Raw genomic sequence first — 23,131 nt, 5'->3', positions numbered from 1 at the left:
CTTACTCCTCGTGAATGCGGTCCGGATTGGAGAACGTGGTATACTGACCGACCCACTGCAGCTCAATGGTGCCGGTCGCACCGTGACGGTTTTTCGCAATGATAATTTCTGCGATATTTTTATTTTCGCTTTCATCATCGTAGTAATCGTCGCGGTAGATAAACATAACGATGTCGGCGTCCTGCTCGATCGCGCCGGACTCTCGCAGGTCGGACAGCATCGGGCGCTTATCCGAGCGCTGCTCGGACGCACGCGACAGCTGCGACAGACACACGACCGGAACATTGAGTTCCTTCGCCATAATTTTCAGCGAACGTGAAATCTCTGCGACCTCCTGCACACGATTATCCATGTGACGGCCGCCGACGTGCATCAGCTGCAGATAGTCGATGACGATCAGACCGAGTTCGTCACCCAGTCTGCGGCATTTCGCCTTGATCTCCGCAACCGTGATGGCCGGATTGTCGTCCACATAGATATTCAGTCCTGCCAGTACGCCGGACGCACGCGCGATCTTTACCCAGTCGTCACCGTCCAGATTGCCGGTTTTCAGCTTCTGCGACTCAATGAGCGCCTCACTTGACAGGAAACGGCTGGCCAGCTGTTCCTTGCCCATCTCAAGCTGGAACACGCACACGCCGGTGCCCTTTTTGTCACCGCGCTCCTTATTCTTGACACTTGCCTTAGCCGCATTGAGCGCCACGTTGAGCGCAAATGCGGTCTTGCCCATGCCGGGTCGTGCCGCAATGAGAATCAGGTCGGATTTATTGAGACCGGTCAGCGCCGTGTCCAGCGCGTGGAAGCCGGTGGACATGCCGGGAATTTCACTGTCCGACCGGGCACGCTCGTCCAGTTCGGTATACAGATCCGCGATAACCTCAGAAAGCCGTGACAGGCCCTTAATTTCACGTCCCTGTCGGATGCTGTAAATGCGCTGCTCCGCCAGCTCGGCAATGCCGGAGGCTTCGCCGTGGGCTTCGAGGGCGTTCTGCTGAATCTCGCTGCCCGCGTCCGCCAACTGGCGCAGCAGGCTCTTGTCACGCACGATGCGGACGTATTCGTTGACGTTCCGCGCACCCGGCGTGACCTCCATCAGCTGAAAGAGATACGCGCGGCCGCCGGCCTCGTCGTAGTAACCCATGCGCGTGAGCATATCCAGAACGGTTACCGGGTCAATGCGCTGTGCGCCGTTGAACATCGAGTAGATGGTCTCGAAGATGCGCTTGTTTTCTTCCGCGTAAAAATCATCGGCGCGCACCTGCTCGATGACCTCGGGAATGCAGTTCGGATCGACCAGCATCGCGCCTAAAAGCGACTGCTCCGCAGTCAGATCCTGCGGTACCTGCCGCATTAAAAGTTCGTCGGGCACTTACTTACCTCCCTCCGCTAAAAATAAAAATGGAGAATTGAGAATGAAGAACGAAAAATGACAACGCAGGCATAGCCTGCGTCAATCAAATCCCGCTTTGCTTGCAAAGCGCAACCACATGACAGGTTTTCCAAACGGAAAACCGAGTCATTGACCCGCCGCAGCGACCGTGCGTTTCACGCACGGCATGAAATAGGACACGGCAATACCGTGTCCGTAAAAAGTCAGGACATGCGCCTGACTTTTTACACCCCGACCCAGCGCCCTTGGAGCGCGTCCGGGGGTATCGCCGGTCGGTTTCTCCGGAACCGACCGGCGTATATAGGGGGTATTGGATACCCCCTATAGATGCAGGTTAGGCCTCGACTACCTGCACCAGAATCTCGCCTGCGATATCCTGATACAGCTTTGCCTTTACACGGTGTACACCGAAGGTCTTGATCGGCTCCTCGAGCACGATCTTCTGCTTCGGTACGTTCAGACCGTACTGCTTGTTCAGCTCCTCAGCGATTTCCTTGGAGGTAACAGCGCCGAACAGGCGGCCGCCCGTGCCGCCCTTGGCCGGAACCTTTACCGGGCTCTCCTTGAGTTTCTCGGCTGCCTCGCGGGCCGCCTGCTGCTCAAGTGCGATCTTGCGTGCGTGTGCCTCATCCTGCGCCTTCTTGACGTTCAGGTTATCCGCGGTTGCCGGCTCTGCCAGACCGCGCGGCATCAGGAAGTTGCGGCCGTAGCCCTCGCTGACCTCGATCAGCTCGCCCTTTTTGCCCTTGCCCTTAACGTCGGCCTTGAGAATTACTTTCATGGTGATTACTCCTTTTGTGTTTGCTATATCGAATGCGGCGAACAGCTTCGCCTGCTTTTCGGTTTTATTTATTATCGTCCTGCTTTTCGGTCCGCTGATCGTCGAAGTAGCCGCGAATGGCATCCGTGATCAGCTTGTCGGCCTCCTCCGGCGTGGTATTCTTCAGCTGTGCACCGGCCGCCGAATGGTTGCCACCGCCGCCGAGTCTCTCCATCAGCAGCTGCACATTGACGTGGCCTGCCGCACGAGCGGAAACCGCCATATCATTGCCGCTGCGGAACGCAACAACGCTTGCATGTGTGCCGATGATGGACAGCAGCTCGTCTGCTGCCTGTGCGGCCGCAATACGGTCTACCTCCTCGCCGGTGATAGCGAAGATAACGCCCTGACCGCAGTTGCGCGCGGACGAGATCAGCTTCTGACGCTCCATATACTGGTCAAAGCTGGACTGGAACAGGCGCTTGACATCGCTCGACTCCGCACCTGCGCGGCGCAGATACGCTGCCGCCTCAAATGTGCGGACACCGGTGCGCGTTGCAAAGCCCTTGGTATCCAGATAAATACCTGCCAGCATGGCTTCCGCCTCGCAGGTGAGGATGCCGCTGGTCGGCACAAGATACTGCAGCAACTCGCTGACCAGCTCAGATGCGGACGACGCATACGGCTCGTGCAGGGATACGACTGCATTCTCGATATAATCCGCCGCACGGCGGTGATGGTCAATGACTGCGATCTTGTTGATGGATTCGAGCAGCGCCGCGCTCTCCACATAGCCGGGACGGTTTACGTCCACCACGATAAGCAGCGTGTTGAAATCGCACGCGATCATCGCATCCTCGGCGCTGATGAACACGCCCTTGTACTCAGACTGGGTTTCCAGCCGTTCGATCAGGTCATTTGCCATGGTGTGCTGACGGTCCACAACAATGTGCACCGGTCTGCCCTTGACACGCGCGGCACAGACCATACCGGCAGCAGCGCCGATGGCGTCCATATCGCTGTTCTTGTGGCCCATGACCAGCACCTGAGACGAGTCGCGGATCAGCTGGCTGAGTGCGTTTGCAACCACGCGGCTCTTGACCTTGGTGCGCTTCTCGACTTCCTCGCTCAATCCGCCGAAGAAGGCAAAGTTAAATTTATTCTTGATAACCGCCTGGTCGCCGCCGCGGGACAGCGCCATGTCGACAGCGAGTCCGGCAAACTGATAGCTTTCCGCAAGCGTTTCGCCGTCGCGTCCGATACCGATGGACAGGGTAGCTACAACGCCCTCGTGGTTCTCAATTTCGCGCACCTCCTGCAGAACGGAGAACTTGCGCGCGACCAGCTTGTCCAGCTCGGCGTTTTCGATCACGAAGATATACTTGTCGCGGTCGTACTTGCGCAGTACAGCGCTCGAGTCCTTCACCCAGGCAAACAGACGTTTATCAATGCCCGCCAGAATGTTGGATTTTTCCGAGTCGGTGGTGTTCTTGACCAGCTCCTCGTAGTTGTCGATCGCGATAACCGCGATAGCCGGACGGGTAGTCTCAGCCGCATCCCGCAGACGGACAAACTCGGTGCAGTCGATGAAATGCAGCATCATCAGCTGTCCCGCACCGCTCTGCACCATACTGCCGAATACATGGTACTGCCGCTTGCCGATGCCAAGCTCTCCCGGGAACGCGGTCTGCCCCTTGATGAGCCAGCCGGTCTCAAACGTCGGTGCGATCTCGCCCATGCGAACGCCGCTTACCGCAGTCCCCCGACCGCTGATTTCCGCAAATGCGTCATTCGCCCATACGATCTCGCCCGTGGTAGCCAGCGCAACAGCTGTCGGCAGCGGCGAGCGTGTCACCGCCGGACGGATCTCTCCGCCATCTACCTCGATGTTGTTCATCAGCTCCTGCACCTGCCGCCGCCGTGCCGCATTCATGCGCAGCGAAACAATCCGCAGGATGATACACACCACAATACCCGCCGCACCGTACACGCGAGAGAAATAAAGTCCCACGACCGCAAACAGGAAAAACAGCACATAAAACATTACGCTGTTGGGAGCCAGCATCTTCTGTAATCTCTTTTTCAAACCCCTGCCTCCTTTTTGGGACGCAAATATTCAACCTAATTATAGCAAGCCATCGCCAGAATTTCAACACTAAATGCAAACCGGTTTTGTATCTTTTCGCCGTCCGCTTGCAATTTTCACAGCTTCATGGTACAGTAACCGTAGATTCGCAATCAGGAGGATATCATTATGCAATTTTCGTTTGCACACAACAACTTCAACGTCCGCGATCTGGACCGTTCGCTTTCTTTTTATAAGGAGTCTCTCGGTCTGACCGAATCCAGCCGCATCAACGCACCGGACGGCAGCTTCATTATTGTATACCTGACCGATGGCGTAACGCCGCATCTGCTCGAGCTGACGTGGCTGCGCGACTGGGACAAGCCGTACAACCTCGGTGACAACGAGTTCCACCTGGCCTTCCGCGTGGATGATTTCGATGCCGCACACGCAAAGCACAAGGAAATGGACTGCATCTGCTTCGAAAATCCGGCAATGGGCATCTATTTTATCTCCGACCCGGACGGCTACTGGCTGGAAGTCATTCCCGCAAAGTAAACAGAAAACGCTTGGAGCTGCTGCTTTGAGCGTTTTTTTCATTCTCTGAACAGGATTATTCTGTTCATTTTTCGACAACGGGTGTATACTATTGAAGTTATCTCCTGACGAAAGGACTGTATCATTTGAATCCTTACCTTGATCTATACCTCACATGTGCACGGATTGGCGTATGCACGTTCGGCGGCGGCTATGCCATGCTGCCGATTCTGCAGCGCGAGGTCGTTGAAAACCGCCACTGGGCGACTGAGGACGAGCTGATGGACTACTACGCCATCGGTCAGTGCACCCCGGGCGTTATCGCGGTGAACACCGCCACGTTCATCGGCTACAAAACGCACGGCATTCTCGGCGGCATTGCCGCCACGGCGGGCATGATCACGCCATCGCTGATTATTATCACGATTATCGCCGCATTTATCCAGCAGTTTGCGCATCTCGCTGTCGTGCAGCACGCGTTTGCCGGAATCCGCATCGCGGTCTGCGCGCTCGTGCTGCAGTCCGTGTGGAAAATGGCGAAAAAGGGCGTTGTTGACGTGCCGACCAGCGTTATCCTGCTCGTTACGTTCGCGGCTGTCGCCTTCTTCGGCGTATCGCCGGTTGTGATGGTCATTGTGGCCGCCATTGCCGGTATCGCTATCGGCATGATCAGGAGGAGACGCGCATGATCTTCCTTCAGCTGTTTTACGAATTTTTCAAGGCGGGTCTGTTCGCCATCGGCGGCGGACTGGCGACCCTGCCCTTCCTCAAGCAGATTTCGCTGCGGTATCCGTGGTTCACGCCGAACGATCTGATGGACATGATCGCAGTCTCCGAATCCACACCCGGTCCGATGGGTGTCAACTCGGCAACGTACGCCGGCTTCCACGCGGCCGGCATTCCCGGTGCCCTCATGGCGACCTGCTCGCTTGTGCTGCCGTCGGTCATCATCATCATTCTGGTGTCGCGTGCGCTTGATAAGTTTCGTGACTCTCCACTGGTCCAGAACGGCTTTTACGGCCTGCGTCCGGCGTCCGCGGGTCTGATCTTCGGCGCAATGCTCGAGGTGTTTGTCGCAGCGCTGCTGCATACGGAAAACTGGTCAGGCATCGCAAGTCTCGGCTCGGTCATCAATGTTCCGGCGATCATTATTTTTCTCGTGCTGTCGCTCGGTATCTGGAAGCTCAAAAAGCTGCACCCGATCTTTTTTATTTTGATTGGCGCGGTGTGCGGTGTGGTGTTTAACCTGTAAGTTTTGATTTGTTATCGTGCAGATTCTCTGTGGAACGGCGGGATGGGGCATCCCGCCGCTGCCCTCCGAATTGCACAAAAAAATCCCTTTCTCAGTCGAGAAAGGGATTCAGCTTGTCGAAAAAGCAATATTCGATTTTTATGCTTCGTGCGGCAGCACGCATTCAATCGAATTTGCTTTACAAATTCATAAATTCCGGGAGCATGTATCTCGGAATTTATACAAGGGAAGAAAAAATGTGTCCGCAGGACGCGGTTTTTCTTCGAGATTCGCTCGAAAGCGTGGTTTCGAGCGAGAGGCTGTTCGGAAAACGAAGTTTTTCGACAGCCTCAATCCCTTTCTCAGTCGAGAAAGGGATTTTCTTTTTATTTCGTGAGGTATTCCTCAATCAGCTCACACGCATCCTCAATGCAGCCCGGACAGGAGCGCCGTACATTGCCGTCGGCTACGCCCTTGAGGTCGCGGCACAGATACGCGCCGTTCTTCTGCTCAAACTTCTCCTTGAGCATTTTCGTGACCTTATAGGTCTGACCCTTGGTCGTGCCCGGCTGATCCGCTCCTGCGCTGTTCTTCATGCCCGCGAGCATGAACGCACCGCTCAGCGCGCCGCACATCTCCATGCAGCCCATGCCGAAGCCGAAGCCTTCCGACATTTTATAGGCGGTCTCCTTATCCAGACCAACCAGATCGCAGTACGCGCAGACCACCGCCTGTGCGCAGTTGTAGCCCTGATCGTGAAAATCCTGTGCCAGTTTTGCCCGTTCTGTCATAACAAATATCTCCTTTTTCAAAGCAAACCGCGCCGTAAACGACGCGGTCAACTTATTTAATACTGTACCTGCGTGAAATAATACAGGATCGCATTGCGCTGTGCACGCGCCTGCTTCTGCCAGTCCTCCTCACTGTCGATGAACTTCTGGTCCTCCTCGTTATCAATGAAGCAGAATTCACTCGTCAGCGCCGGAATATTCAGCGCCGCCGCTGCACGGTTGGTGTAATAATAATCGCCGTGGCTGCCCTCGCGGAACACGATCTGGCGAATCGGAACCCCCAGCTTTTCGTACTCGTCGAGCAGCGCCTGCGCCAGAATTTTGGTCGGGCCGCCGTTCTTGTCCGCAATCTGCGCCAGAATTTCCGCTCCGCGTGCAGTGGTGTTGGCTGCATTGTGGTGGATACTAAAGAACAGGTCCGCCGAGGACGCATACTGTTTCATAACAGCGCCGCGCAGCGTCAGCTCGCTGCCTTCCTCAAGGGTATCGCGCACCATGATAACCTTTGCACCGGCTGCCTCAAGATACTGCTTGAGGTACTGCGCCACATACAGGTTGACATGCTTCTCATCGAGCGAACCGCCGTTGTTCCCGCCGACATCGCTGCCGCCGTGACCTGGGTCGATAATGACCGTCATCACGCCATCAATGTGCGAGGTGCGCGGCGGCTGTATCGGATCGTTATCCTCGTCGCCGCTGACGTAGTCGCGCACGCGCGTCAGGTAAGCCGCACTGCAGTAGCGGCCGCTGCCCGAAGCGTTATCCATAATATGTGCCCAGCCGTTGCTGATGCTGTCAACCGCGATTTCCGCGCCGTTTTTCAGCACGCCGACCAGCGTGCCGGAGGTGCTCGGGATCGAGCGAACAGACAGCTCGGAGTCCACGGTTACACGGTACACGCCGCTTGTGAACGTCTCGGCGGGCGTATCCGGCGTTGTCGGCTCAGTCGGCGTCGTCGGCTCGTCAGGAGTCGCCGGTGTACTCGGCGTCGAAGGTGCGCTCGGCTTGGAGATAGTCGGCTCGGTCTGCTTATCGACCGCCGCATTGTAATCCCTTACGCGCACCAGATAGTCCGCGCTGCAGTAACGGCCGCTGCCGCCTGCGCTGTCCAGCAGATGTGCCCAGCCGTTCGACAGCTTGTCCACGATAACCAGCGCATCCTTGGCGTACTCACCGACTTCGGAATAGGTTTTGCCCGGACCGCTGCGCACGGTCAGCGCCGAATGGACGTTAACGCGGTACACACCGGTCGTGAACGAAGCCGGAATCGGTGCAGGTGTCGGTGTTTTAAGCGAAACCGTGCGGCTGGGTACGTCGTAATCCGCCGTAAAACCGAGTGCAGCCGCCATATCGGCAATCTTGTAGTAGTTGTTTCCGTTGATGATGTAACCGTCAAACGAAACCTTTTTGCCGTTCACCTTGACGATAGCCGTGGTGGGTTTGCCTGCCGCACTGGACAGTGCTGCCGTATTCAGCTCTCCGCCGACCGCGGTGTAATTTTTGCCGGTCGTCAGGGTGATGACGTTGGTGGATTTCTCCCAGCCCACCTCAAACTCTGCGGTGCTGTTGCGCAGCAGATAGGCTACATCGCGCAGCTTGAAATAATTATACTTGTTAATTAAGTACGCCTGCGGATTGGTCACCGCCTTGCCGTTGAGCTGAAACGCGTGCGTGGTCTTTGCCGCGCTGACGACCGCTCTCGCCTGCGGCAGATCCTGTGTCAGATCCCGCTCGGCGGCAGTCTCGGTCGTGACGGCTGTGGTTTCTGCCTCCACAGCATCCTGCGGCAATTCTGCGGCCGCCGCACCCGCTGTCATATATATCGCCGCACTCAGAAATACCGCGATCATTCGTTTGAAACGCATTCTTGAACCTCCATGCTGTTTCGCCGGTGGGTTGCTTTCCTGCATGCCCGCCGTGGGCATTCTTGATGGTATTTTACCACAAAACATGGCACATTTCAACGAAATATGACGAAACCGGGGCATTTGTAATATTACAAATGCCCCGATTATTCCATATAAGTACAATATTTCGTTAAGGCAATACCGCATAATTGAACAAGAGTGATTTGCGAGTAAATTTTGCGTACTGACGAGGCACAGTTTTGCGGTAATACTTGATGTATTACCGTGAAACTGCAACAAAGTCAGGACACAAAATTTCCGCAAAGCACCGCCGCTTTAATTGTGCGGTGTTGCCTTAAATCTCTTCCATCTGCCTGTTGATGGAATCCTCGCAGGAACACATGGCATCCAGCGTTTGCTGCCACAGCTCCTCGAGCGTCAGTCCGCACAGCTCTGCGCCGCGCTCGATGACCTCACGCGAGCAGCCTGCCGCGAACTTTTTATCCTTGTATTTTTTCTTCAGGCTCTTGAGCTCCATGCCCTGCACGCTTTGGGACGGGCGCATGAGCGCCGCCGCACCGATCAAGCCGGTCAGCTCATCGGCTGCATACAGCAGCTTTTCCATCTCGTGCTCCGGCTTGATGTCCACGCAAATCGCCCATCCGTGGCTGCATACCGCATGAATAATGCTCTCGTCTGCACCGCCTTCGCGCAGCAGCTCAGATGCCTTGACACAGTGCTGCTCCGGCCACTGCTCGAAATCAATGTCATGCAGCAGACCGACAATGCCCCAGAATTCCGGGTCATAACCGCGCTGCTCCGCAAAACAGCGCATGACGCCCTCAACCGTCAGCGCATGCCGTAAATGGAACGGCTCCGCGTTGTACCTGCGAAGAAGCTCCCATGCTTGTTGTCTGGTCATTTTGTAAAATCCCTTCTGTCATTTTCAATGTATGCGCAGGGCGGGATGCCCATATCAGTTTTGCAGCCAGCTTGGCTTTTCTCGCATTCTGACGCCTGCAGCGATGCCGAGCGCGGCGAACATGGTAACGATCGACGTACCGCCGTAGGAGAAGAACGGCAGCGTCAGGCCCATGACAGGCAGCAGACCGACATTCATAAAGATATTCATAAAGGTCTGGAACAGCAGCATGCCGCCTACACCGACCGCAATCAGCGCCGAAAACGGCGTGGAGGCGCGGTACGCCACATAAAACAGGCGGATGATCAGCGCCATCAGCAGGATGATGATGAGCAGACAGCCGAGGAAGCCCAGTTCCTCGCCGGCTACCGAGAAAATATAGTCGGTCTGGTTCTCCGGCACATACTGCATCTGGGTCATCGTGCCGTTGGTCCAGCCTTGACCGGTAAACTGCCCCGAGCCGATGGCGATCTTGCCGTAGGTCGCCTGTCGGGACTGTTCCACGTCAATGGACGGGTCAAACAGCACGAGGATTCGCGTTTTCTGGTAATCCTTGAGCACATAATTCCACAGGATCGGCACGCTTGCGATACCGACTCCGGCAGCAATGCCCAGCCACTTGAGCGGCAGACCGGCCGAGAACAGCATGATAACCGCGATCATCAGGTACTGGATCGCCATGCCGGTGTCGCCCGACGAGAGCACGACCGCCCCCATCATTACCAACGTATGCAGACCGACCGAAACCAGTCCGCGCCATTCGGTGATATGATCCTGTATTTCGGTCATGTGCGCGGCAATCGTGAAGATGAAGATCAGCTTGCCAAGCTCACCCGGCTGCAGGCTTGTCACGCCCAGATTGAGCCATGCACGCTGGCCGTTGACCTCGGTGCCGAGCGGCGTAAACAGCAGAAACTGCAGCAGAATATTGCCGATCACGAATATTTTCCATAGGTCGCCCAGATTTTCCAAGTCGATCAGACTGAGCGCGACAAACGCCGCCAGACCGAGAATGATCGCAGCACCCTGTACATACAGGTTTTTCGTCGAGCCGTCCAGCGCCGTCACCGGGTTGAGTGTTGCCGAGTAAATGAGAAGCATGCCGTAGATCGAGCAGACCAGTCCCAGCAGCATCAGATACAGGTCCGTGTTTTTGATATAATGCGTAACAGAGTGTACAATGGAACGAGCAGTGTCCATCAAACCCCTCCCTTTCAAAATGGAAATTGAGAATTGAGAATCGGAAATCAAGGTATCGCCGCAAAGCGGCGGAATTAAATTGCAGTGCTTTGCACTGCCACATTCATTTTCATTATTCATTTTCCATTCTCAATTACATTTCTATATGATACCACAACACACCCCTCTTTGCGAGTAACAATTTCGGCAAATTTTTCGCGTGCTTGTATGGAAAACCGGACGAAGTATTGATATAATGAATATATTATGTTACCCGCTGCAAAATAGAGGAGGAATTTCATGTTATCCGATATTGAAATCGCACAGGGCTGTCAGATGCGCCCGATCACCGAGGTTGCCGCTGCTGCCGGTCTGGATGCCGATGATCTGGAACTGTACGGCAAGTACAAGGCAAAGCTGTCCGCAGACGTGTGGACCAAGGTGAAGGAAAAGGAAAACGGCAAGCTGGTCCTCGTTACCGCCATCAACCCGACGCCTGCCGGCGAGGGCAAGACCACGACCTCGGTCGGTCTGGGGCAGGCACTGTGCAAACAGGGCAAAAACGCGATTATCGCACTGCGTGAGCCGTCTCTCGGTCCGGTATTCGGCATCAAGGGCGGCGCGGCAGGCGGCGGCTACGCGCAGGTTGTGCCGATGGAGGACATCAACCTGCACTTTACCGGCGATATGCACGCCATCACGGCAGCAAACAACCTGCTGTGCGCCATGCTGGACAATCACATGCAGCAGGGCAATCTGCTGAACATTGACCCGCGCCGTATTGTGTTCACCCGCGTAATGGACATGAACGACCGTGCTCTCCGCAACATCACCATCGGTCTGGGCGGCAAGGTGAACGGTGTGCCGCGCGAGGATCACTTCATGATCACCGTAGCGTCCGAGGTTATGGCTATCCTGTGTCTGGCCGCTGATCTGGACGACCTGAAAAAGCGTTTCGGTGATATTCTGGTGGCATACAGCTACGCCGGCAAGCCGATCTACGCCCGCGACCTGCATGCAGAGGGCGCCATGACGGCACTGATGAAGGATGCCATCAAGCCCAACCTGATTCAGACGCTCGAGGGCACGCCCTGTCTGATGCACGGCGGTCCGTTCGCCAATATCGCACACGGCTGCAACAGCGTGCAGGCAACCAAGCTGGCACTCAAGCTGGGTGATATTGCCATCACAGAGGCAGGCTTCGGCGCTGACCTCGGCGCAGAGAAATTCATGGACATCAAGTGCCGCAAGGCCGGTCTGGCTCCGGACTGCATCGTACTGGTTGCAACCGTCCGCGCGCTCAAGTACAACGGCGGTGTAGCCAAGGCTGATCTCAATCAGCCGAACATGGATGCGCTGAAGCACGGTATCTGCAATCTGGATGCACATCTGGATAACATGAAGAAGTTCGGCGTACCGGTCGTTGTTGCCGTCAACGCATTCCCGACCGACACTGACGAGGAGATGGATTTCATCCGCGAGCACTGTGCCGAGCGCGGTGTGCGCGTAGCACTCTCCGAGGTATTTGCCAAGGGCGGCGAAGGCGGTCAGGCGCTGGCCAACGAGGTTCTGGCTGTGCTTGATGAGGGCAAGGCCGACTTCCACATGCTGTACGAGGATTCGCTCCCGCTCGAGGACAAAATCCGCAAGATCGCCAAGGAGATTTACGGTGCACTCGGCGTGACCATCGCGCCTGCCGCAAAGAAGGAGCTGGCAAACATCACCGAGATGGGCTACGGCAACCTGCCGGTCTGCGTTGCAAAGACGCAGTATTCGCTCTCCGATGACGCATCGCTGCTCGGCCGCCCGACCGAGTTTGTTGTCAACGTGCGCACCGCTCGTCTGGCTGCCGGTGCAGGCTTTGTTGTTGTAGAGACCGGCTCGATCATGACCATGCCCGGTCTGCCCAAGGTTCCGGCTGCAGAGAAGATCGACGTAGACAGCAACGGTAAGATCACCGGTCTGTTCTAAATACAATTCAAATGAAGAGTGGAGAGAACACCGGCTGCGGTATGCTCTCCACTTTTCCCTCTTCTTTTTTGCTGTGAAAGTGATATTATGCAAATCAGTCTTATTTTAGCGCAGCAGATTGCCGAGCTGTTTCTCATTCTTCTGATCGGCTGCGTGCTCGTCAAGGTCCGGCTGCTCAAAAGTGCGGACAGCCGCGTGCTGTCGGTCGTGATGGTGTATGCGGTCATGCCGTGCGTCATCATCAACGCCTTTCAGGTGGATTACTCTCCTGCCGTTGTTACCGGATTGCTGTACGCCTTTGCGCTGGCGATTGCGCTGCACGCGCTGCTTCTTCTACTGGCGCGGCTGCTGCGCCGTCCGCTGCGGCTGGATGTGATTGAGCGCACCTGCATCATCTACACGAATGCGGGCATTCTGGTCATTCCGCTGGTGCGGGCACTGCTTGGCGGGGATTATGTGATCTATTCCTGTGCGTTCCTCGTCGTACAGCAGGTTCTCCTGTGGACGCACTGCCGCAGTCTGCTCTGCGGTACGCGCGGCTTTGCGTGGAAAAAGATCATCGGCAATGTCAATATCATCGCCATTTTGATCGGCGGTGCACTGTTCATCCTGCGGCTGCCGCTGCCCGGTCTGGTGAACGATTTGTTTGCTCAGCTCGGCGCGATGGTCGGCCCAATCGGCATGCTGCTGGCCGGTATCGTCATTGCGGACACGCCGCTCCGCCAGCTGTTTATGCGCCGTCGGCATTATGTTCCTGTGCTGCTGCGGCTGATTATCTGCCCGATTATCACGGTACTGCTGCTTCGCGTCATCGGTGCGGCAAGCTGGATTCCGGATGGACACAGCATTCTGCTGACCGTGTATCTCGCGTGCATCACGCCTGCGTGCGCTACCGTTACTTCGATGGCGCAGCTTTACGACCGCGATGCTGAGTATTCCAGTGCACTATATGTGCTCACAACGCTGTTCTCCATTCTCACCATGCCGCTGATGGTATGGGTGTTTGAGGTGCTCATTTAACAAAAAACCGTGTATTTCGAATGAAATACACGGTTTTCTTTTTGTCAGAAGCCCAGTTTTTCGCCGATGAGCACGACCTCACAGCTTTCAAATCCGCTCGGCACGCCCATATGGATGACCATGGCGCGGCAGATACGCTCCGGGCTTTTACAGTTGTGACATCTGCCGTCAACCGCACACGGTGTTTTTTTATTCAGCCGCTTGGCATTGAGCGGAGCGGCAATATTTCTTGCCCGCTCGATGGCGCTCTGCAGGTCGGGACGCAGCTTGTTCACGCCGCACACGAAAATGCAGCGCTTCGGTCCGAACAGCGTGGCCGCCACGCGGTTGCACTTGCCGTCGATGTTGACGATCTCGCCAGTCTCGCTCAGTCCGTTCGCTGAAGACAGGTAAACGTCCGGCGTCTGGCAGTACACGCCCTTGTCGATCCAATGCCAGTGCGCGTCCGTGCTGTCCGCAAAGTTCTCCGGAAAACCAAGCTGCTTCATCGTCATTGAGCCGCCCATCGACACGGATTTGCCTGCACAGGTGTCTCTCAGGTAGGAAACCGCCTCGTCTTTCGTTTCAAAGTAGTGGAAACCGAAGCCGTAGCCGGTCAGAGCCTTCTCCGCCTTGCTCACATCGGGCACGCCGTACGCGAACAGCGGCAGCAGATCGCTCGGCTCATATGCAAGCGCGTCCGCACCGGATGCACGCAGTTCCTCCGCCGAGCGAAATCCCCAGGCAACACCGATGGCGGTCAGTCCTGCGTTTACTGCGGTCTGCATATCGGTCGCGCTGTCGCCGATGTAGAGGGTCGTTTCCTTGTCGCCGCCCAGCTCGTCCAGCAGCTGCAGCACGCTTGTCGGATCCGGCTTGCGCGGGATATTCGGGCGTTCGCCATAGGTAATGCACACCAGATCGCCGAAATAGTGCTCAATCAGCGCTTTCGCGGCGGAATCGTACTTGTTCGACAGCACACCGACCGTCACGCCGTTCTCCTTGAGCGTTTCGAGCACCGAAACAATGCCCTCATACGGATGCGTGCGGTTCATCATGTGCTCGCCGTAGAACGCGCGGAAATCCGCCAGACAGGTGTCGATCATCTCGTCCGTGCGGCTCTCCTCGGGAATGCTGCGCTCGACTAGCTTGCGTACGCCGTTGCCGATGCGGATGCGCGTCTGCTCCATGCTCACCGGCGGAAAGCCATGCTTCTCGACGGCATAGGTCACGCTGTCGCACAGATCACCGAGCGTGTTGAGCAGCGTACCGTCCAAATCAAAAATGGCCGTTGTAATTTTCATACATATTCGTCCTTTTCTTGTCCGTGAAAATAGAATACCGCACCACAGAATCCCGTGATGCGGTATCATTATAGCACATTTTCTTACCCGCGCATATACGTCTTGGTAATTTCACCGAGCATGGACGAAACCGTCGGGTTGAGCGCTTCCGCGCGCACGCGCCAGCGCCAGTTCTTGCCGCCGATAGTGGCAGGCGTATTCATGCGGGAATCCGCACCGAGCGAGAGCAGATCCTGCAGGGTCGTCATAGCGATGTTCGCCGAGGACGCCCATACGCACTTGATGGCACTCCAGCCCATGGCCTCGGCGTGCGAGGTACGCAGATAGCGGTATGCAAACTGCTTTTCCGGCTCGGAGCAGATGTCCATGATCTGCTCGCACACGGTCTGCGAGTCATGGGTCGAGGTGTAGACGATGCTGTTCGGCTTATAGTTGTGCGGCAGATGCTCGTTGTCGTAATCCGGCGTAAAGCCGAAAATCAGCACGCGCATGCCCGGGAAACCGCTTTCTTCGAGCAGCTTCTTGACCTCATCGGTCTGCACGCCGAGGTCCTCCGCGATGAGCGGCACCGGACCGAGTGCCTTCTCGATGGCGTTAAACAGTTCCATGCCCGGACCCTTGCGCCACTTTCCGTTGATGGCGGTCTCCTCGTCCGCGCCGACCTCCCAGTAAGCGGCAAAACCGCGGAAATGGTCGAGACGCACCACGTCGAACAGCGCCATGTTGCTCTTCATGCGCCAGATCCACCACGCGTAGTTTTCCGCCTTGTGCGCCGTCCAGTTGTACACAGGGTTGCCCCACAGCTGACCGGTTGCAGAATAGTAATCAGGCGGTACGCCTGCTACCAGCTTGGGGCTGCGGTCAGGCTTTAACTTGAACAGCTTGGGGTGCGTCCATACATCGGACGAGTCGGCGGAAACGTAAATCGGGATGTCACCGATGATCTGAATGCCCTTTTCGTTGGCATACTCGCGCAGTGCCGTCCACTGCTTGAAGAAGATATACTGCAGAAAAATCCGGAAATCCACCTCGTCACGCAGCTCTGCGGTCACTTTTTCGAGTGCTGCAGGCTTGCGGTCGCGCACATCCTTGTCCGGCCACATGTAGACCGGCATGTGATGGTATTTCTCCTCCTTGAGCGCCATAAACAGCGCGTAATCCGGCAGCCATTCACTGTTCTTCTCAGTGAAGACGGCAATTTTCTCACGCATTTCCGGTGTCACGCGACTGTATGCCTTGCGGAACAGCGGCCAGCGGGTATCGGCCAGCTGCTCGAAATCCGCGGTATCCGCCGAAGCGTTGAAGTCGCCCTGACGAACCTCATCCGCGGTGAGCAGACCGTCCTCAACGAGCAGATCCATGTCGATCAGATACGGATTGCCTGCCGCTGCCGAAAAGCACTGGTACGGCGAATCGCCAAAGCCGGTATGACCGAGCGGAAGCACCTGCCAGTAAGTTTGATGCGCCGCTGCCAGAAAATCTACAAAATCACGGGCGGTTTTGCCCATGGTGCCCACGCCGTGCGGCGAAGGCAGTGAAGTGACGTGCGCAAGCACGCCGCTGGAACGCTTAAACATATCCTTCTCTCCCTCTGTCAGTGGATCTGTTGTTATTATAGCACAAATGTAGTATTTAACCAAGAACTATCTGCAAATTTGCATATTTTTTGTGAAAATTGTGGTCTTTCTGTAAATTTAGCTGAGATAACGGTTGTGCCCGGCTATCTCTCTGTGGTATAATATTATGTCTATTATTGCAGAAGATGTGCCACAGACCGGAGTATTCTGCGGCAGCTTACTCTTTTTTCGTCCTGTTTGAGGACAGTTTTCCGTACTATAACACTGATGTAAGGGGTTTATCACGCATGAGAATGCGCAAAAAGAAAAACTTGGACGTTCGATTTGCCGCCTGTGCGGACGTTATGGCGTTCGAGCCGAAGGAAAAACGCGGCAAGTGGCGCGCCCTGTTCGGCAACGACAATCCGATCCATCTGGAGATCGGCTGCGGCAAGGGCCGTTTTGCCATCGGCATGGCTGAGCAGCACCCGGATGTAAACTTTATCGCGGTCGAGCGCGAGGAAGGCGCGCTCATTATGGCGGCCGAGCGCTGCCAGCAGCAGCCGCTGCCCAATCTGCGGTTCGTATCCTTTGACGCGGCCGAGCTGCGCGAGGTGTTCGCGCCCGGTGAGGTGGACCGCATTTACCTGAATTTCTCCGATCCATGGCCGCCCAACCGTCAGCGCAAGCGCCGGCTGACCTGGCGTGCGTACCTGGAAGTATACGATGAAATCCTCCGTCAGCAGGGTGATCTGTGCTTTAAGACGGATAATCAGCGCTTTTTCGAGTGGAGTCTGCAGGAGATCTGCCAGTTTGGCTGGCTGATTCAGAATATCTCGCTCGATCTGCATAACTCGGACTTTGAGGGCAATGTCATGACCGAGTATGAGGAGAAGTTCTCCGCGGAGGGCTACCGGATTTATCGTCTGGAGGCGCGCCGCCGTCTGCCGGAATTTCTGAAAAAATAAACGAAAGAGGAAGGTTTTTACCTTCCTCTTTTGCTTTTTCAAAGTTTCGGTTATCAGTATTGTTTGTTAGTCTCTGCCAGACGGTGGTTGAGCGCTTGCGAAGCGAACGAAATCTTGCCTGCCCGGCAGGGGCACAAGAGGGTAGACACCAAGGTTTCCACCCTCTTGTGAATCACCCCTTTCCTAAGATAGTCTGGCGCAGACCAGAGACCGGCGACCGCTTCGAAAATGGGGAACGGCAGAGGATTTTTTCTTCCGTAGGGGCGCACAGAGTGCGCCCATTTCTCTACCTATTCGCAGTGTCAGATTCCATACTGCTACACATACCATTTCATCTCTGCAAGCGCGACACAAGGTGAATTGCCCGAAGGGCGAGAGAAACCATCGCGTTCATTTTCCATTCTCAATTTTCAATTTTCCATTCTATACGCATAAAAAAGAGGAAAGCACACGCTTTCCTCTTGCCTGTTACAGCTTATTGTACCCTCTCGGGGTGACGATTGCATCCAGTGGAGTGCCTGCGGCACAGTCCGGGCAGGCTTTGCCGCGCACAAAGTTCTGGTAATGCGGAAAATCCGCGCCGGAGAACAGGCTGACAACCTTTTTGCCGCTCAGCTCGCTGATATTGGAGAACAGCGCCGCAAAGCCGGAGACGCGGCCGCCGTAATACTCGACGCACTCCTTCGCCTGCGAGAAGGTCTGACCGGTGGATGCGGAATTGACCAGCACAAGCACATTGCGGTGCTCGATCATATGGCGCAGGTTATCCGAGAACACAAACTGACCGTTGACATTGCTGTCCGGCTCAACAAGATAAATATCCTTGCCGCTGTTGACATTGCCCATGCCCACGCTCGACAGCTCACCGGCGAGATACGCGCCGATGTACTCCGTGCCTTCCATGCACAGCAGTGTATCAATGCTAGTGGACGAGAACTGGTATGCAATGCTGCGCGCGGCTTCTCTGGACATTGCCATGCGGTGTTTGATCTCGGACATATCAATATAGTAGTTGATGTGCGAATGATTCGTGGCAAAATGCCCCGGTATCGCGTCCGCGTAAAGCCGTTTGTTCACACGGGAGGTAATGCGGATCGACTGCTTCATACAAAAACCACCTTTCTTACAGCGCACCCCTATCGGGGAATATCTGAGAATCTATCTATATTATACCTCAGTCTGGTTCTCGTGGCAAGAAAAAAGGCGCGGCAGCAGCTTTTCAAATTGCACGCCATGCATAGGGTCGGTATGCTGCGCGGCGGTGTAGGCGATGCAGTCCTTGACAAACTCGCCGGCGAGCGCGCAGGCATCGGCAAGCGCCCTGCCGTTCAGCAGTGCGCCGAGCACGACCGCCGCAAACAGGTCTCCGGTGCCGGGATAATACTGCGCGATTCTCTCGTGCAGACTGATGATGCCGCCATCCGCAGACAGACAGCCGGAGCCGACCTTCCCAGGCTCGTAATCCAGGCCGGTCAGCACAACCTGTGCGCCGTAGCGGCTGTGAAGTGTATGCAGCCACTCCTGCGCTTCCGTTTCGTTCTGCGGTGCGGAGGCCGGGTCGCGGTCGAGCAGGATCGCCGCTTCGGTCGTATTCGGCGTGATGATGTCCGCAATTTCGCACAACTCGCGCATACGCGTGCACATTTCGGGTGTATAGGTGGCGTAGACCTCACCGTTATCGCCCATCACCGGGTCGATGAACGCCGTGCCGTTTTCGGATTTCAGCCGCAGTACAGCATCCCGCACGCAGTCGATCTGATCTGCCGAGCCGAGAAAGCCCGCGTACACCGACTCAAACCGTAACCCTAACCGGTCGTACTGGTCGATAACACGCGGCATAACGCCGGTCAGATCGACCGTTTCCCAGCCGGGAATGGCCATATGCGTGGAAAAATATGCGGTCGGCAGCGGCACGCACTGGTGTCCTGCCGCCGAAATCGCTGCAATGATCGGCACAAGCGACGAACGTCCAAAACCCGACAGATCGTGCAGCGCTAAAACCTTTTTCTGCATGGATTTGCTCTCCTTCTTACTCTATGGCAACACCGTACAATTAAAGCAGCGGCGTCTTGCGCAGGCTCCGGTCGCGCTGCCGCGGCTTCTTGCGCAGGCTCCGGTCGCGCTGCCGCGGCACTTTGCGAAAATTTTGTGTTCTGATTTTGGCTTCGGTTCCTTGCGCGAGTTCCGTCCGCGCTGCCGAGATTTCTTGCAATACGGCAAGTATTGCAAGAAACCGCGTCTTGTCAGTACGCAAAATTTACTCACAAATCGCTCTTGTTCAATTATTCGGTATTGCCCTGTCTGTATTTCAGCATACAATGAAAAACCTTTTCTGTCAACGCACCTGTCTGCCAGAATTCACATTATGTACTTAAATTTCCCGATCAGTTGTGGTATAATATAGGGTAACAAATTGGCGAAGTTGCTTTCACAAGCAGGGTATGCAATGGTTATGAAAGCAGCTTCCAGATAAAAGGAGCTTCTTCATGCTGAAAAAACGCATTCTATCCATCGTGCTGGTACTGACCATGCTGATGGTACCGGGCGCTTACGCCGCTCAGCCCGCAAAGGACAATATGCGCGGTGTCTGGGTCGCGTCCGTACATAATATTGATTTTCCCTCCGAGCAGGGCATGACCGCCGACCAGCTCAAGGCCGAGGCCGATACCGAGCTGGACAATATTGCCGCAATGGGCCTGAACACGGTATTCCTTCAGGTTCGGCCTTCCGCAGATGCGCTGTATCCGTCCGAGCTGTTCCCGTGGAGCCGCTACGTCAGCGGCACGGCCGGTCAGGCACCGAACGGCAGCTTTGACGTCCTCGGCTACTGGGTAACCGCAGCGCACGAGCGCGGTCTGCAGCTGCACGCGTGGATCAACCCATACCGCATTACGATTGACGGCGAGGACGAATGGAACGCAATCCCGGATTCCAGTCCGGCCAAGCAGCACCCGGAGTGGGTAGTCAAGTACAACGATAACTACTACTTCGATCCCGGTATTCCGGCGGTGCAGCAGCTTGTCGTAGACGGTGCGGCTGAGATCGTCAAGAATTACGACGTAGACGGCATTCATTTGGATGACTATTTCTATCCGGGTACGGATTTTGCCGATGAGGCGACTTACGAGCGCTACGGTCAGGATTTCAGCAAGATCGGCGACTGGAGACGCGACAACGTCAACACACTCATCGCTGCTCTGAATGAGACACTGCATACGCTGGATAAGAACCTCTCGTTCGGTGTCAGTCCCGCCGGTATCTGGGAAAACAAGAGCGCAAACTCCAAGGGCAGCAACACGCAGGGGCAGTCCTCGTTCAGCGAACTGTACTGCGATTCCCTGCAGTGGATCAACGCCGGCACAGTAGACTATATCTGTCCGCAGCTGTACTGGTCGATCGGCTTTGAGCCTGCTGACTTCCAGACGCTCGTCAAGTGGTGGCAGAAGGCGGTTTCCACCAGCGATGTGGCGCTGTACATCGGCATCGGCGCATACCGCTCGGCGGAAGCGCAGCCCGGTGATACCTGGTACGGCACGGATGAAATCGAGCGTCAGCTTACGCTGCTCGATGACAGCATAGATATTCAGGGCGAGGTATTTTTCAGCTATGCCTCCCTTGAGTCCATCGACGGCTGTCCGGCCTTCCTGACCGCGCACTACGCGGAGGATAAGCCGGTCACCAAGCCGGATGCCGACAATTCCGGCACCATCACCCAGGAGGAAGCACAGCGGCAGGCTACCCTGCTGGATATGCTTTCCCGCTTTATCGTTTCCCTGTTCCGCTAACCGCACATTTTTCGGAGGTGCATTCCCATGGTCGATCTACTCACCCGTGAATATGAGGTGAATTACAGCCACATTGACAACCGCGGCATTGCCAGGCCGTCCTTCCTGTGGAATATCATGCAGGACGCGGCGACCGTCCACGCAGAAGCGCTGCACATCGGTCCGCTCGATCTGCGGATCGTGTGGGTGCTCTCGCGCATGAAAGCGCGGCTGACACGTCCGCTGCTGCCGTATGAGCGGCTGCGGTGCGAAACGTGGTGTCCGGGCATCAAGGGTGCAAGCTGGTACCGCAGTTTCTCGTTCTTTGTGGATAACAAGCCGGTCGGCGACGCACAGTCCATGTGGGTAACGCTCGACCCGGAGACCCGCCGTATTGTGCGTCCGGGCGCATTTCCCGAAGCCGAGCAGTACCTGCACACCTCCCGCGGAGAGCTGTTCGCGCCGCTGCCCAAGCTGTCGTGCGACAATGTACGCCTGCATCATGTTCACGAGGTCCGTTATTCGGATCTGGATGTCAACAATCATGTCAACAACGTGCGTGCGGTCGAGCTGATCTCGGATGCGCTCGACCTGTACAAGCAGCCGGGTTTTGTCTCCGAGCTGCAGGTCAACTACACCGCCGAAACCGCCTGCGGCGAATCGCTTTCGCTGCTGACCGGCACGGCGGACAGCGCACGTTACATTCGCGGTGAAGCCGATGGCAGAACCCGCTTTGAGGCGCTTGCCACGCTTTCGCCGCTGCCCGACCCGAAGGAGGGATTGGTATGACGCAAGCGATCGAGCAGGCTGTATGCGACATTTTGGGCGCGTGCCAGCCGGTCAAAATCATCCTGTATGCGGAAAAGCGTACGATGGCAACCGACAAGCTCAAGGCGTTCAGCCTTTGCGTTATCGTGCCGGAAAGCGCCAACTGCCGCACACTGCGCACACACCTGCACCTGGCGATTACGGTTTCCGTACCCGTCAGTCTGAGCGTTTACACCACCGAGGAATGGGCGGAGCTTTGCACGGACAGTACCTCGTATGCCGCATGGATCGCCCGGAAAGGCAAGGTGATTTATGACCAGGCGACGTAAAGGTGCATCCGACAGCTGTTTTTACTACAAATGGCTGGACAAGGCGCTGTGCGACCTGCAGGCCGCACGTCTGCTGCTGACCTACGGCGGCGACCATTACAACATCGCGTTCCACTGCCAGCAGGCGATTGAAAAGGCACTGAAAGGCTATCTGCTGTTCCGCACCGGACGGCATTTTGACGGACACAACCTGACGTACCTGTGCCGTCAGGCGATCCAGCTGGACTCGAAGGTGTTCTCCGAATATCTGGACGAGAGTGCGGCGCTCAACGATTTATATATTGAGACGCGGTATCCAACCGACCTGCCGTTTGAGATTGATGAGCTGGAGGTCCGCCGGTATCTGGATATGGCAGAGCGGATGTTTGCCGCGATTCGGCAACAGCTGTATGAGGGCGGGAGACCGCATGAGATTGTGCAGCACAGATAATTTTTATTTGCGCTGTTTGCCTAACGAATTAGGAATAGGTGCTAACCCTTAGCTGGGGTTCCAAAAGGATAGACACCAAGGTTTTTATCCTCTTGGGACTCCAGTTTCCTTTTGTTTGTTAGTCTGGCGCATACCAGAGACCGGCGACCGCTTCGAAAAGGGGAACGGCAGTCGGGTTACTCTTGCGTTTGTTTCGTAAAATATTCGCAGTTCACAGATACCTTACTGCTACACATATCGGCTACTCTCCGCAGGCGCGACACAGGGTGAATTGCCCGAAGGGCAAGAGAAGATCCCCTTGGTGATACCCGTGTCGCGCA

22 protein-coding genes are annotated in these 23,131 nt (G+C 56.0%); 10 read left to right on the top strand and 12 right to left on the bottom strand.

Annotation, left to right across the window (positions count from 1 at the left end; all coding sequences use genetic code 11):
• Position 1: 1 nt before the first annotated feature.
• The 3 genes from dnaB to PG722_RS05140 form a co-directional block, all read right to left on the bottom strand.
• Positions 2-1,369 carry a replicative DNA helicase gene (gene dnaB, locus PG722_RS05150; protein WP_188886039.1) on the bottom strand — a complete coding sequence of 456 codons (1,368 nt, stop codon included), beginning with the start codon at positions 1,367-1,369 and terminating at the stop codon, positions 2-4.
• Positions 1,370-1,724: 355 nt separating this feature from the next.
• Complete coding sequence (gene rplI, locus PG722_RS05145) at positions 1,725-2,171, bottom strand: 50S ribosomal protein L9 (protein WP_110436125.1); 447 nt, start codon at positions 2,169-2,171, stop codon at positions 1,725-1,727.
• Between the two features lie 64 nt (positions 2,172-2,235).
• Entirely contained in the window at positions 2,236-4,236 is a 2,001-nt protein-coding gene (locus PG722_RS05140; RefSeq protein WP_118360686.1) for a DHH family phosphoesterase, read from the bottom strand.
• Positions 4,237-4,404: 168 nt separating this feature from the next.
• Between PG722_RS05140 and PG722_RS05135 the strand changes: the two genes are divergently transcribed.
• From PG722_RS05135 to PG722_RS05125, 3 genes are all read left to right on the top strand, one after another.
• Entirely contained in the window at positions 4,405-4,773 is a 369-nt protein-coding gene (locus tag PG722_RS05135; RefSeq protein WP_270579861.1) for a VOC family protein, read from the top strand.
• Between the two features lie 125 nt (positions 4,774-4,898).
• The gene (locus tag PG722_RS05130; RefSeq protein ID WP_270579860.1) at positions 4,899-5,441 is read left to right on the top strand and encodes a chromate transporter; all 543 of its coding nucleotides are present in this window, start codon (positions 4,899-4,901) and stop codon (positions 5,439-5,441) included.
• Positions 5,438-6,004 carry a chromate transporter gene (locus PG722_RS05125; RefSeq protein ID WP_118729113.1) on the top strand — a complete coding sequence of 189 codons (567 nt, stop codon included), beginning with the start codon at positions 5,438-5,440 and terminating at the stop codon, positions 6,002-6,004. Before PG722_RS05130 ends, PG722_RS05125 begins: the two co-directional genes overlap by 4 nt.
• Positions 6,005-6,369: 365 nt before the next feature.
• On the opposite strand, the gene PG722_RS05120 is transcribed toward PG722_RS05125, so the two are convergent.
• The 4 genes from PG722_RS05120 to PG722_RS05105 form a co-directional block, all read right to left on the bottom strand.
• Positions 6,370-6,774, bottom strand: a complete 405-nt coding sequence (locus PG722_RS05120; protein WP_118729114.1) for a C-GCAxxG-C-C family protein — start codon at positions 6,772-6,774, stop codon at positions 6,370-6,372.
• A 56-nt stretch (positions 6,775-6,830) separates the two neighbouring features.
• On the bottom strand, positions 6,831-8,639 hold the full coding sequence (locus PG722_RS05115) for an N-acetylmuramoyl-L-alanine amidase (RefSeq protein ID WP_270579858.1): 1,809 nt from the start codon (positions 8,637-8,639) through the stop codon (positions 6,831-6,833).
• A gap of 337 nt (positions 8,640-8,976) precedes the next feature.
• Positions 8,977-9,543, bottom strand: a complete 567-nt coding sequence (locus PG722_RS05110) for a hydrolase (RefSeq protein ID WP_270579857.1) — start codon at positions 9,541-9,543, stop codon at positions 8,977-8,979.
• Between the two features lie 54 nt (positions 9,544-9,597).
• Positions 9,598-10,743 carry an FtsW/RodA/SpoVE family cell cycle protein gene (locus PG722_RS05105; protein WP_116705157.1) on the bottom strand — a complete coding sequence of 382 codons (1,146 nt, stop codon included), beginning with the start codon at positions 10,741-10,743 and terminating at the stop codon, positions 9,598-9,600.
• Between the two features lie 279 nt (positions 10,744-11,022).
• Here PG722_RS05105 and PG722_RS05100 point away from each other — a divergent pair, with 279 nt between their 5' ends.
• Together PG722_RS05100 and PG722_RS05095 are read left to right on the top strand one after the other, a co-directional pair.
• Positions 11,023-12,693, top strand: a complete 1,671-nt coding sequence (locus PG722_RS05100) for a formate--tetrahydrofolate ligase (protein WP_270579856.1) — start codon at positions 11,023-11,025, stop codon at positions 12,691-12,693.
• Between the two features lie 87 nt (positions 12,694-12,780).
• Positions 12,781-13,713, top strand: coding sequence for an AEC family transporter (locus tag PG722_RS05095; RefSeq protein WP_270579855.1), 933 nt, complete (start codon positions 12,781-12,783; stop codon positions 13,711-13,713).
• Positions 13,714-13,757: 44 nt separating this feature from the next.
• Here PG722_RS05095 and PG722_RS05090 read toward each other — a convergent pair whose 3' ends face one another.
• Positions 13,758-14,996: an HAD-IA family hydrolase gene (locus PG722_RS05090; RefSeq protein WP_270579853.1), complete on the bottom strand. Its 1,239-nt coding sequence runs from the start codon at positions 14,994-14,996 to the stop codon at positions 13,758-13,760.
• Between the two features lie 83 nt (positions 14,997-15,079).
• Positions 15,080-16,636 (bottom strand): 4-alpha-glucanotransferase, encoded by a 1,557-nt coding sequence (gene malQ / locus PG722_RS05085; protein ID WP_270579852.1) that lies wholly within the window; start codon positions 16,634-16,636, stop codon positions 15,080-15,082.
• A 248-nt stretch (positions 16,637-16,884) separates the two neighbouring features.
• Here malQ and trmB point away from each other — a divergent pair, with 248 nt between their 5' ends.
• Positions 16,885-17,520, top strand: a complete 636-nt coding sequence (gene trmB / locus PG722_RS05080) for a tRNA (guanosine(46)-N7)-methyltransferase TrmB (protein WP_243283069.1) — start codon at positions 16,885-16,887, stop codon at positions 17,518-17,520.
• Between the two features lie 468 nt (positions 17,521-17,988).
• Here the strand turns inward: trmB and PG722_RS05075 are convergent, their stop codons facing one another.
• Genes PG722_RS05075 through PG722_RS05065 form a run of 3 tightly spaced genes read right to left on the bottom strand, consistent with a single transcriptional unit; the run spans position 17,989 to position 19,774 of the window.
• Complete coding sequence (locus PG722_RS05075) at positions 17,989-18,627, bottom strand: phosphoribosyltransferase (RefSeq protein WP_116705155.1); 639 nt, start codon at positions 18,625-18,627, stop codon at positions 17,989-17,991.
• Positions 18,628-18,687: 60 nt separating this feature from the next.
• Positions 18,688-19,533, bottom strand: a complete 846-nt coding sequence (locus tag PG722_RS05070) for a PfkB family carbohydrate kinase (protein WP_270579851.1) — start codon at positions 19,531-19,533, stop codon at positions 18,688-18,690.
• Between the two features lie 40 nt (positions 19,534-19,573).
• A complete protein-coding gene (locus PG722_RS05065; RefSeq protein WP_270579850.1) occupies positions 19,574-19,774 on the bottom strand; it encodes a hypothetical protein in 201 nt (66 codons plus the stop codon).
• A 232-nt stretch (positions 19,775-20,006) separates the two neighbouring features.
• Here PG722_RS05065 and PG722_RS05060 point away from each other — a divergent pair, with 232 nt between their 5' ends.
• Genes PG722_RS05060 through PG722_RS05045 form a run of 4 tightly spaced genes read left to right on the top strand, consistent with a single transcriptional unit; the run spans position 20,007 to position 22,811 of the window.
• On the top strand, positions 20,007-21,305 hold the full coding sequence (locus tag PG722_RS05060) for a glycoside hydrolase family 10 protein (protein WP_270579849.1): 1,299 nt from the start codon (positions 20,007-20,009) through the stop codon (positions 21,303-21,305).
• A gap of 27 nt (positions 21,306-21,332) precedes the next feature.
• Positions 21,333-22,073 (top strand): acyl-[acyl-carrier-protein] thioesterase, encoded by a 741-nt coding sequence (locus PG722_RS05055; protein ID WP_270579848.1) that lies wholly within the window; start codon positions 21,333-21,335, stop codon positions 22,071-22,073.
• Complete coding sequence (locus PG722_RS05050; RefSeq protein ID WP_117489954.1) at positions 22,070-22,381, top strand: hypothetical protein; 312 nt, start codon at positions 22,070-22,072, stop codon at positions 22,379-22,381. The genes PG722_RS05055 and PG722_RS05050 overlap by 4 nt, the downstream gene beginning before the upstream one ends.
• Positions 22,365-22,811: a HEPN domain-containing protein gene (locus PG722_RS05045; RefSeq protein ID WP_270579847.1), complete on the top strand. Its 447-nt coding sequence runs from the start codon at positions 22,365-22,367 to the stop codon at positions 22,809-22,811. The genes PG722_RS05050 and PG722_RS05045 overlap by 17 nt, the downstream gene beginning before the upstream one ends.
• The last annotated feature ends 320 nt before the right edge of the window (positions 22,812-23,131 follow it).

The organism is Butyricicoccus sp. OF27-2pH9A, from assembly GCF_027693185.1.
GTDB classification, from domain to species: domain Bacteria; phylum Bacillota; class Clostridia; order Oscillospirales; family Butyricicoccaceae; genus Agathobaculum; species Agathobaculum butyriciproducens.
The sequence above is the reverse complement of the archived record's forward strand: the minus strand, read 5'-3'. Positions and strand labels throughout refer to the sequence as shown.